This is a genomic window from Pseudomonas sp. JV245A (genome assembly GCF_032424515.1).
GTDB lineage: Bacteria > Pseudomonadota > Gammaproteobacteria > Pseudomonadales > Pseudomonadaceae > Aquipseudomonas > Aquipseudomonas protegens.
Map to the genome: position 1 here is coordinate 34390 of NZ_VYKE01000039.1, position 10557 is coordinate 44946.

At 65.3% G+C, this 10557-nt stretch carries 9 protein-coding genes; 5 read left to right on the forward strand and 4 right to left on the reverse strand.

The features are described from left to right. Positions 1 to 146: 146 nt before the first annotated feature. From F6S12_RS13655 to tssA, 4 genes are all read right to left on the reverse strand, one after another. Complete coding sequence (locus F6S12_RS13655) at positions 147 to 635, reverse strand: Hcp family type VI secretion system effector (protein ID WP_011064257.1); 489 nt, start codon at positions 633 to 635, stop codon at positions 147 to 149. Positions 636 to 753: 118 nt separating this feature from the next. Beyond that, positions 754 to 2247 (reverse strand): type VI secretion system contractile sheath large subunit, encoded by a 1494-nt coding sequence (tssC, locus tag F6S12_RS13660; RefSeq protein ID WP_011064256.1) that lies wholly within the window; start codon positions 2245 to 2247, stop codon positions 754 to 756. A gap of 16 nt (positions 2248 to 2263) precedes the next feature. After that, on the reverse strand, positions 2264 to 2779 hold the full coding sequence (gene tssB / locus F6S12_RS13665; protein WP_011064255.1) for a type VI secretion system contractile sheath small subunit: 516 nt from the start codon (positions 2777 to 2779) through the stop codon (positions 2264 to 2266). Positions 2780 to 2860: 81 nt separating this feature from the next. Next, entirely contained in the window at positions 2861 to 3880 is a 1020-nt protein-coding gene (tssA, locus tag F6S12_RS13670; RefSeq protein ID WP_315868981.1) for a type VI secretion system protein TssA, read from the reverse strand. Between the two features lie 392 nt (positions 3881 to 4272). On the opposite strand from tssA, the gene tagH reads away from it, so the two are divergent. From tagH to tssM, 5 genes are all read left to right on the forward strand, one after another. Next, positions 4273 to 5745, forward strand: a complete 1473-nt coding sequence (gene tagH, locus F6S12_RS13675) for a type VI secretion system-associated FHA domain protein TagH (protein ID WP_315868982.1) — start codon at positions 4273 to 4275, stop codon at positions 5743 to 5745. A gap of 64 nt (positions 5746 to 5809) precedes the next feature. Then, positions 5810 to 6316 carry a type VI secretion system lipoprotein TssJ gene (tssJ, locus tag F6S12_RS13680; RefSeq protein ID WP_011064252.1) on the forward strand — a complete coding sequence of 169 codons (507 nt, stop codon included), beginning with the start codon at positions 5810 to 5812 and terminating at the stop codon, positions 6314 to 6316. 15 nt (positions 6317 to 6331) lie between these two features. Further along, complete coding sequence (gene tssK / locus F6S12_RS13685) at positions 6332 to 7666, forward strand: type VI secretion system baseplate subunit TssK (protein ID WP_011064251.1); 1335 nt, start codon at positions 6332 to 6334, stop codon at positions 7664 to 7666. A gap of 6 nt (positions 7667 to 7672) precedes the next feature. Beyond that, positions 7673 to 8998, forward strand: coding sequence for a DotU family type VI secretion system protein (locus F6S12_RS13690; protein ID WP_011064250.1), 1326 nt, complete (start codon positions 7673 to 7675; stop codon positions 8996 to 8998). After that, the coding region (gene tssM / locus F6S12_RS13695) for a type VI secretion system membrane subunit TssM (RefSeq protein WP_315868983.1) at positions 8995 to 10557 on the forward strand (1563 nt) is incomplete at its 3' end. The genes F6S12_RS13690 and tssM, both read left to right, overlap by 4 nt.

The window sequence follows — 10557 nt, forward strand, 5'->3', positions numbered from 1 at the left end:
GATCGGATTGCGCAGGCATGACGTCACGAAAAGGGGCATAACCAAAGACTCACGAGGACGCGGTCCTGGCCAACCGTCCCCGCGTTGCGCCAGGCGCAACGCGAGGGCCGGGCCGGTCGCCGCCACGGGGCGGCGACCGAAGCGGATCAGCGCTTGGTGTTGGAGCGGATGTTCCAGCCGTACTTGATCGGGCCGCCGTCCTTGGTGCCGTCGGCTTTCTGCGGCTGGTACTCGACCATCACCTGAGCGAAGTTCAGGGTGATGTTTTCGGTCAGGCGGTCATCGCTGCCCGAACCGCCGGTGCTCAGGGAAGTGATCAGCACTTCTTCCAGGTCGATGATCATGTACTCGACCTGGCTTTCGCCGCCGGCCTTGCGCACGGTCAGGCGCACCTTGTCGATGTGCTTGCCGCTGGAGCAATGCATCATCAGGTTCGGCGATGCCTTGTCCACGTACTTGGTCAGCGACAGGTCCTGGATGTTCACCTTGCCCGCGCCGCCGCCACCGCCAACGTGCATGTTGCCGGACTGGGACATGCCCCAGCTCCAGTTCAACACGTCGATTTCGTCCTTGTGGGCTTTGTCCATGGACTCGCCCTTGATGTCACCGATCTTGATGAAAATATCAACAGCCATGTTTTCTCCCTGTGTGGCACTTGCCACGATGTTGATTCAGCTTCTGTCGCCGCTGCGCGAGGCCCTGGGGACCTCGCGCGGCCTGTGGCTGCGGCCGCAGGTTTGAGTCGGTTATGGGTTAGGCGCCCTTGGCGGACGGCAGTTTGGATACCAGGCGCAACGACACGGTCAGCCCTTCGAGCTGGTAGTGCGGGCGCAGGAAGAACTTCGAGTTGTAGTAGCCGGGGTTGCCTTCGACTTCCTCGACCACCACCTCTGCCGCGGCCAGTGGGTGCTGGGCCTTGGTGGTTTCGGTGGAGTGCGCCGGGTCACCGTCGACGTAGTTGAGGATCCAGTCCTGCAGCCAGCGCTGCATCTCGTCCTTCTCTTTGAAGGAGCCGATCTTGTCGCGCACGATGCACTTCAAGTAGTGAGCGAAGCGGCAAGTGGCGAACAGGTACGGCAGGCGCGCGGCCAGGTTGGCGTTGGCGGTGGCGTCCGGGTCGTCGTATTCGGCCGGCTTCTGCAGCGACTGGGCGCCGATGAAGGCGGCGAAGTCGGTGTTCTTCTTGTGCAGCAGGGGCATGAAGCCGTTCTTCGCCAGTTCCGCTTCACGACGGTCGGAGATGGCGATCTCGGTCGGGCACTTCATGTCCACGCCACCGTCGTCGGTGGGGAAGGTGTGGGCCGGGAGGTTTTCCACCTCGCCACCGGACTCCACGCCGCGGATCCGCGAGCACCAGCCGAAATGCTTGAACGAACGGTTGATGTTCACGGCCATGGCGTAGGCGGCGTTGGCCCAGGTGTACTTGGAGCTGTCGGCGCCGTCGGTGTTTTCCTCGAAGGCGAAAGCTTCCACCGGGTCGGTCTTGGCGCCGTATGGCAGGCGCGCCAGGAAGCGCGGCATGGTCAGGCCGATGTAGCGCGAGTCTTCCGATTCACGCAGCGAGCGCCAGCCGGCGTATTCCGGGGTGGTGAAGATCTTGGTCAGGTCGCGCGGGTTCGACAGTTCCTGCCACGAGCCCATGCCCATCACGGTCGGCGAAGCCGCGGCGATGAACGGCGAGTGCATGGCGGCGCAAACCTTGGACAGCTCGCCCAGCAGCTCGACATCCGGTGGCGACTGGTCGAAGTAGTAGTCGCCCACCAGGCAGCCGTAGGGCTCGCCGCCGAACTGGCCGTATTCCTCTTCGTACATCTTCTTGAAGAGCGGGCTCTGGTCCCAGGCCGTGCCCTTGAATTTCTTCAGGGTCTTGTGCAGCTCCGGCTTGGAGATGTTGAGCACGCGGATCTTGAGCTGCTCGTCGGTCTCGGTGTTGTTCACCAGGTAGTGCAGGCCGCGCCAGGCGCTTTCCAGCTTCTGGAATTCCGGGTGATGGATCACCTGGTTGACCTGGGCGGTGAGCTTGGCGTCGATGGCGGCGATGATCGACTCGATCGACTTGATGGCGTCGTTGGACACCAGGTCGGTCTGCGCCAGGGCCTGTTCGGCCAGGGTCCGCACCGCGGTTTCCACGGCTTCGCGAGCACGCTCGGTCTTGGGCTTGAATTCCTGCAGCAGCAGCGATGCGAATTCGCTGGCCTGCTCGGTGGCGCCGGGTTGCGCCTGATTGTCACGCATCAATTCGGTCATGATCGTTGGTCCTGATTTACGCGTTCGGCTCGGAGTCAGCAGGCTTTGGCGCACTGGCCAGGGCCTGGAGCAACGCCGGATCCTTGATGGCTTTCATGATGATTTCTTCGGCGCCGGTCTTGCCGTCCATGTAGGTCAGCAGGTTGGCCAGCTGGGTGCGGGCTTCCAGCAACTGGTTCAACGAATCGACCTTGCGCGCCACGGCCGCCGGGCTGAAGTCGTCCATGCTCTCGAAGGTGATGTCCAGGCTCAGGTTGCCTTCGCCGGTCAGTTCGTTGGGCACGTGGAAGGCCACCCGAGGCTGCATGGCCTTGAGGCGCGAGTCGAAGTTATCGACGTCGATTTCCAGGAACTTGCGATCGGCCACGGCCGCCAGGGGCTCCACGGGCTTGCCGGCGAGGTCGGCCATCACGCCCATGACGAAGGGCAGCTGGACCTTTTTCTCGGCGCCGTAGAGTTCGACGTCGTACTCGATCTGCACCCGGGGCGCGCGGTTGCGCGCGATGAACTTTTGAGAACTTTGCTTCGCCACGTTGTGCTCCTGGTCGCTGCTGCGACGGTGTTGGCGTCGGTCGGTGGTTGCCGCTGACGATACTGCTCGGTTGTTCCGGGGTTAGTCGGATTCAGGGCCGCGCAGGTTTTCAAATTGGGACATGCCGTCGGGAATCAGATTGCGCACGATGGCCGCGAAGTCGGCGTTGACCAGGTTCTTGGCCCGGTTGAGCAGCACCGGCAACGGGCTCGAAGGCTCGTGGCGGCTGTAGTAGGCCAGCAGCCGGTCAAGGCTGCGCAGCACGTCTTCGCGGCTGCTGATCTCGCCGGAAATCCGTACCGGGGCTGGCGCTGCGGGCGCACCGGGCTCTTCGGTGGACGGCCCATCGGCGTGTTCCTCGACCGCGTTCTGCGCGCCTTGCGGGGCGTGCTGGCCCAGCACCTGCAGCGCCAGGCGCAGGGGTTGCTTGAGGGCCGTGAGGTCTACACCGCTGGCCGAGCCTACTTGTTCGCTGACCTGTTTCTCGATGCTTTCGGCCGCCGAGCGGGCTGCGTTCAAGGCGCTGCGAATCGCATCCAGGTGCTCGGGGTCGCTGTCTTGCAGGGCGCCGGCCAGGTGGTCGGAGCCCAGGCTCTCGCCGGAAAAGTGCTGCAGGCCGGCGGCGTTCAGCGCGGCTCGCAGGCTCACCGGGCCGAAGGTCCGGGAACGGGTCAGGATGGCTTCGCGGAGCAGGCCGATGGTGGTGTCGGACGCCAGGCCGGCCAGGGCGTTGATACGCACCGTGGGGTCGTTGTCGTCGTCGGCGTCCAGGTGCGGATGCAGGTCCGCCCAGTAATCCCGGAGCAGGCCGTCGATCAGTTCGAGGCTGGTGGCCAGGCCCGGCAGGCCTTCGAGGGCCAGGGTGCTCTGCAGGAGGAAGTGGGTGATGCGCAGGTCTTTGCTGCGCGCCAGCAGGTCCAGGCTCTGTTGCTGGATGCTGCGCCAGTCCGGCGGCTCGGCCGGCAGGATCGAGTCGCCCATGCTGCGCTCGGGCTGGCCCTGTGCGGCCCGCTCCAAGTGCAAGAAATCCGCGTCATATTCCAGGTCTTCGCCACAAGGCGAAGTTGCTGAAACCGCGGCGAGCAACATCGGTACATCCACCTGGTTTGATCTCCCTATCAGCCTGCAGGACAGTCAGGCAATTAATGCACTAGTTTGTTTGTGAACTCGCGCACATTTCTTGGTTTATATGGACTCGTTGATACTAGTGAGCCATCATCCGTGTTCAAGAAGTTGTGCATTTTTGGTGTAGTAGTTGTGCCTTGTCAAGGTAAGCTATTCGCCCCGCATGACAGTGTTATGTCGCCTTATAGCTCCTTGACCGGCGAGTCAGATCGGGGCGGTACGAAAAGCTTTTGTCATGCGTGTAGTTTAAGTTAAGCGATCATGCTGTGAACGGCGCTGTTTAAAGGATTTTTTGCGGACTTTTCATTTTTTCACGGAACTTTTTTCCCTTCGCCGGTTCGCACGCGGAAGTACAGCAAGGAGGCGCGATGTCGCTGTGTTTGACTATCACTAGTTATCACAAGATTACCCCTGGTCAATGCCCTGAAAAACTAATGGACCAGGGAATGATGGCAATTGGCCGCAGTTCCGATAATGACTGGGTACTTCCTGATCCCGAACGCTTAGTTTCCGCGCGGCACTGTGTCATCCAATACAAGGATGGCCGTTATTATTTGACCGATAACAGTACTAATGGTGTGGAGTTAGTCCGTGCCGGTATTCGTATGCGCCGGGGTAGCAGCGAGCCTCTGGAAGATGGCGAGGTTATTCGCATTGGCGATTATGAAATCAGTGCGCGCATCGATTTCAGTCTGAACCGCCCGGGGGCTGAACCCTTTTCCGGGGACAGCTCCAATAGTTTCGAGGCGCTGATGGGGCGTCAGGCGGCTTCGCCGACCCCCATCGAACCGATTTCCATGGCCCCGGTGGCGCACTTCCAGGGTGCCTCGGCCCAGGACACCTTTCCCGATCTGTTCGACTTTCTCGCCCCCAGCGCGACCCCGCCGGCCACCCAGCCGGACCACGTGCCGGCCGAGCAGCACGATTTTCGCCCGCCGACCCCCACCGCGGTGCCCCAGCCCGTGGCACCACCTGAGCCATCGGCGCCCCAGGGCGGGGCGATGATTCCGGAGGACTGGGACCTGTTCGGCTCGACGCCCGCAAGCCCTGCGCCAGTGCCCAGTGCGCCGCCGGTGGTTGCCCCGCCGGTGGTTGCTGCCGCGCCGATTGCCCACCAGGCCTCGTTCGCGGCAGAACCCGCGCAGCCGCAGCCGCAGCCGCAGCCGATCGCCCAGGCGCCCGTGGCACCGGTGGTTTCCGAAGTGGAGCTGGCTCCTGTTGTCACGCCCGCGCCGGCCCCGGTCGCCCCCCAGGGGGATCTGCTCCAGGCCTTCCTGCGCGGGGCCGGGCTCGATCAACTGCGTATCGAGCCGCAGCAGGCCCAGGCCCAGATGGAAAGCCTGGGTCGCAGCTACCGGTTGATGGTCGAGGGCCTGATCGATGTGTTGCGTGCCCGCAGCAGCCTCAAGGGCGAGTTCCGCATGCAGCAGACGATGATCCGCCCGGTGGAAAACAACCCGCTGAAGTTCGCCCCCAATGTGGACGAGGCCATGCTCCTGCTGCTGCGCCACAGCAACCAGGCATTCATGGCTCCGGATCAGGCCGTGCAGGACAGTTTCGATGACCTGCGGGCGCACCAGCTGGCGGTCATGGCCGGTGTGGAAGCGGCCATCAAGCACCTGCTGGGGCGCTTCGAGCCCACTGAACTGGAAGCTCGCATGGCTCGCCCCGGCGGCCTGGGCAACCTGTTCAGCGGCTCGCGCCAGGCGCAGAACTGGCAGCAGTTCACTGCACTCTACAAACAGATTTCCCAAGAGGCCCAGGACGATTTCCAGGACCTCTTCGGTCGTGAGTTCAGCCGCGCCTATGAAGAACACACCCACCGGCTGCGCCGTTCCTGAGCGCGCCTGGAACACCCGAAAAACACGGATACACGGACAGCTGATACGTCATTGAGGACGCAGGATGATTCAACGATTGCTGACATTGGTTGCCATGCTGGTACTGGCGGCCTGTGCCAAGGACACACCACCTCCCGGCGAACCGGCCAAGGAAGCGCCCGGCGCCACGACTGTGGAGCTGCATTTCCAGGCGGTCAGCGGGCTCAACCCCGGGCCTGATGGCCAGAGCACGCCGGTGCGGGTACGGATCTTCGAGCTGAAGAATCCGGCCACCTTCATGCGCGCCGACTACTTCGCCCTGGCGGAGCGGGCGCCGGCTACCCTCGGCCCGGACCTGATCGACCAGGATGAAGTGCTGGTCAAGCCCGGCGACCAGTTCACCCTCAAGCGCACCCTGGACCCGGCCACCCGTCAGGTCGGCCTGCTGGTGGGCTATCGCGAAGTGGACCAGGCCCTGTGGCGGGTCGGGGTCAACACCGCGCAGCGCCTGAGCAACCAATATCAGATCGTCCTCGACGTCCGCGCGGTCAGCGCCGAGCTCGTGGCATCCCCATCCAGCCCTGCCCAATAGGCAATCGGAGCAACCATGTCCTGGAACAATCGCGTGGTCTGGTCGGAAGGCATGTTCATTGGAACCCAGCACTTCCAGCAGCATGACCGTTACCTGGAAAACCTCATCGACGCCCGCAGCCGCCCGCTGTCGACGGGAGCCTGGGGGTTCTCCGAGCTGCGTATCGATCAGGGCCTGCTGGCCCAGGGCAAGCTGGCCATCGTCAGCGCCCGTGGCCTGCTGCCCGACGGCACGCCGTTCAACATTCCCCATGACGACCTGGCGCCCAGCCCGCTGTGCATCGACGACAACCTGCGTGACGGCCTGGTGTACCTGGCGCTGCCCCTCAAGCGCGCCGGCGCCCGGGACACCGTGGACGAAGGCGAAGAGCTGGGCGGTGCCCGCTACCTGAGCCAGGTGCGCGAGGTGCGTGACGACAACGCACCGTTCGAGAACCGCGCGCCGGTGGCCGTGGGCTCTCGGGCCCTGCGCCTGCTCACCGCCCAGGACGGCCTCAGCGACTACGCCGCCATTGGCGTGGTGCGGGTCAAGGAGAAACGCGCCGACCGTGCTCTGGTGCTGGACGACAGCTACATTCCGCCGGTGCTGGACGTGGCCGCGTCCAAGCCGTTGAGCGCCTTTCGCAGCGAGCTGCTGGGCCTGCTGCACCAGCGCGGCGAAGCCCTGGCCGGGCGCGTGGTGGCATCGGGCGCGGGGGGCGCTTCGGAAATCGCCGACTTCATGCTCCTGCAACTGGTGAACCGCGCCCAGCCCCTGGTCAACCACCTGAGCCAGATCAGCCCGCTGCACCCCGAGCGCCTGTTCAGCGAGCTGGTGAGCCTGGCCGGCGAGTTCTCGACCTTCACCCACAGCGCCCGGCGCCCTGAGCAATACCCGCAGTACCAGCACGATGAGCTGGCCATGAGTTTCGCCCCGGTGATGCAGGCCCTGCGTGAAGCGCTGTCGATGCTGATCGACAGCAAGGCAACGCCGATCCCCATCGTCGAGAAAGCCTACGGCGTACACGTGGCGATGCTGGCCGACCGCACCCTGCTGGAGAACGCCAGCTTCATCCTGGTGGTGCGTGCCGACGTGCCGGGCGAAACCCTGCGCGGGCGCTTCGCCCAGCAGAGCAAGGTGGGTTCGGTGGAGCACATCCGCGACCTGGTCAACCTGCAGCTGCCGGGCATCGGCCTGCTGCCGCTGCCGGTGGCGCCGCGGCAACTGCCGTACCACGCAGGCTCGACCTACTACGAGCTGGACCGTGGCAGCGAGCACTGGAAACAACTGGTTCACTCCGGCGGCTTCGCGTTCCACGTCGCGGGAGAATTCCCGGGCTTGAACCTGGCCTTCTGGGCCATTCGAGGATAAGTCGCGATGCATCCTTTCGACGATTCGCCAGGGCAGCCGTCCCCGCCCAACGACCGTACCCAATTCATGCCGCGCCCCGGTGGCCGTGCTCCCGAGCCCGGGCGCCCAGCTGCTGCGCCCGCGCCGTCGCTGGCCATGCCGGCGGCGCCGCTGCCGGCCGGCCAGGCCCGTGGCCTGAACCCCCTGGAAAGCGCCGCGGGCCCACTGCTGGCCTTGCTCACAAGGCTGCGCAGCACCCTGGCGCACCCGGCGCCGGCCAGCCTGCGGGCGCAACTGCTGGCCTACCTGCGCCAGTTCGAGGAGCGCGCGGAAGCGGCCGGCGTGCCGCGCAACGACGTGCTGCTGGCGCGCTATGCGCTCTGTACTGCCCTGGATGAAGCCGTGCTGAGCACGCCCTGGGGCAGCACCAGCGACTGGGGCAAGCAGAGCCTGCTGATCACCGTGCACAACGAGGCCTGGGGCGGCGAGAAGGTCTTCCAGCTGCTGGAGCACTGCCTGCAAAGCCCGCGCGAGCGCCTGTACCTGCTGGAGCTGTTGTACCTGTGCATGTGCCTGGGTTTCGAAGGCCGCTACCGGGTGATGATCGATGGTCGCAGCCAGCTCGAGGCCCTGCGCGAGCGCACCGCGGCCACCATCCGCAGCGCCCGTGGCGAGCACGAGCGCGAGCTGTCGCCACACTGGCGCGGGGTCACCGTGGCCCGTGACCGGCTGGCCCAGTTCATGCCGCCCTGGGTCGGCATCGCCATCGGCGTGGCCTTGCTCCTGGCGCTGCTGTTCGGCCTGCGCCTGAAACTGGCGGCGGACGCCGAGCCGGTGTTCAAGAACATCCATGCCCTGGGCGAGATCCCGGTGCAGACCCTGGACCGCCCGGTGATCCAGCCGAAGATTGTCGAGCGTCCGCGCCTGGCGGGCTTCCTCGCCGAGGACATCAAGGCCGGGCGGGTGGCGGTGGAAGATGCCGTCGACCGTTCGGTGGTGACCATCCGTGGCGACGAGCTGTTCGCCTCGGCCAGCGCCAGCATCCTCGACGACTACCAGCCGCTGATGCTGCGCATCGCCGACGCCGTGCGCAAGGTCAAGGGCCAGGTGCGGATCACCGGCCACAGCGACAACCGACCGATCGCCACCTTGCGCTTCCCGTCCAACTGGAAGCTGTCCCAGGCGCGCGCCGAATCGGTGTTGCAGATCCTCGCGGCGAAGACTGGCCAGCCGGAGCGCTTCAGCGCCGAAGGCCGCAGCGACACCGAGCCACTGGCAACCAATGCCACCGCCGAAGGGCGGGCACGTAATCGTCGGGTAGAAATCAGCGTATTGGCGGAGGGGGTCGAGTGAAGGCGTTTTTCAGTTTTGTGATTCGCTGGGTGATCCCGCTGCTGGGGCTGATCGCCCTGAGCCTGATCATCTGGTTCATTGGCCCGTTGCTGGAGTTCCTGGTACCGGAAGGCCGGCGTTGGGCGCTGATCATTTTCATCTTCGCGCTATGGATCGGCTACCGGGTGTTTTGCATCATCCAGGCCCGTCGGAATGCGGCCAAGGTCTTGCAGAGCCTGGCCGCCGACACCCCGCCGGACCCGGACAGCGTGGCCACTGCCGAGGAACTGGCCGCCCTGCGCCAGCGCATGGACGAAGCCCTGGCGCTGCTGAAGAAGGCCAAGCTCGGCGGTGACGAGCGACGCAATCTCTACGAGCTGCCGTGGTACGTGATCATCGGTCCGCCGGGTTCCGGCAAGACCACCGCACTGGTCAATTCCGGCCTGCATTTCCCCCTGGCCGCCCAGTTGGGCGCCGGTGCCGTACGCGGCGTGGGCGGCACCCGCAACTGCGACTGGTGGTTCACCGACCAGGCCGTGCTGCTCGATACCGCCGGCCGCTACACCACTCAGGACAGCCATGCCACGGTGGACAAGGCAGCCTGGCTGGGCTTTCTCGACCTGCTGAAAACCCAGCGCTCGCGGCGGCCGATCGATGGCGCCTTCGTTGCCATCAGCCTCTCCGACCTGCTGCTCGGCAGCGAAGCGGAGCGCGCTGCCCACGCCGCAGCGATCCGCCTGCGGATCCAGGAGCTGTACACCCAGCTGGGAGTGCGCTTCCCGATCTACCTGATGCTCACCAAGCTCGATCTGGTGCCGGGTTTCATGGAGTTCTTCGACTCCCTGAGCAAGGAAGAGCGGGCCCAGGTCTGGGGCATGACCTTCGCCCTGGACGACGGCAAGAGCGGTGACAGCCCCCTGGCCCACCTGCCGGCGGAACTGGCGGCCCTGGAGCAGCGGCTCAACGAGCGCCTGGTGGAACGCCTGCAGCAGGAACGCGACCCGGCGCGGCGCGACCTGATCTACGGCTTCCCGCAGCAGTTCGCAGCGCTCAAGGAATCCTTGCAGAGCTTCCTGGAAGGGGTGTTCAAGCCCAATGCCTTCGAAGAGCGGGTACTGCTGCGCGGGGTGTACTTCACCAGCGGCACCCAGGAAGGCAGCCCGATCGACCGCCTGATCGGCGCCATGGCCCAGAGCATGAACCTGGACCGCCAGCACCTGGCGCGGCAGACCGGCACCGGGCGCAGCTACTTCATCGAGAAGCTGTTCAGTGCCGTGGCCTTTGCCGAGCGCGGGCTGGTGGGGGTCAACCCCAAGGTCGAGCGCCGGCGCAAATGGATCGCCCGTGGCGCCCTGGCTGGCACCGTAGCCCTGGTGCTGGTGGTCAGCACCTTGTGGATCATCAGCTACAGGGCCAACCAGGCCTACATTGCCCAGGTCGACCAGCGCGTCGGCCCGGTGCGCCAGGACGTGCAGAACCTCAGCCCGGCCCAGCGCGATGTGCTGGCGGTGCTGCCGCTGCTCAACGCCACCCGCCACCTGGCCGGCGACGCCCCGGGCTGGGCCGAAGGCCTGGGCCTG

Bases quoted from the DNA above. Each gene is read 5' to 3' on its own strand.
- tagH (WP_315868982.1), top strand. From the start codon at position 4,273: ATGTCGCTGTGTTTGACTATCACTAGTTATCACAAGATTACCCCTGGT.
- F6S12_RS13655 (WP_011064257.1), bottom strand. From the start codon at position 635: ATGGCTGTTGATATTTTCATCAAGATCGGTGACATCAAGGGCGAGTCC.
- tssK (WP_011064251.1), top strand. From the start codon at position 6,332: ATGTCCTGGAACAATCGCGTGGTCTGGTCGGAAGGCATGTTCATTGGA.
- tssC (WP_011064256.1), bottom strand. From the start codon at position 2,247: ATGACCGAATTGATGCGTGACAATCAGGCGCAACCCGGCGCCACCGAG.
- F6S12_RS13690 (WP_011064250.1), top strand. From the start codon at position 7,673: ATGCATCCTTTCGACGATTCGCCAGGGCAGCCGTCCCCGCCCAACGAC.
- tssJ (WP_011064252.1), top strand. From the start codon at position 5,810: ATGATTCAACGATTGCTGACATTGGTTGCCATGCTGGTACTGGCGGCC.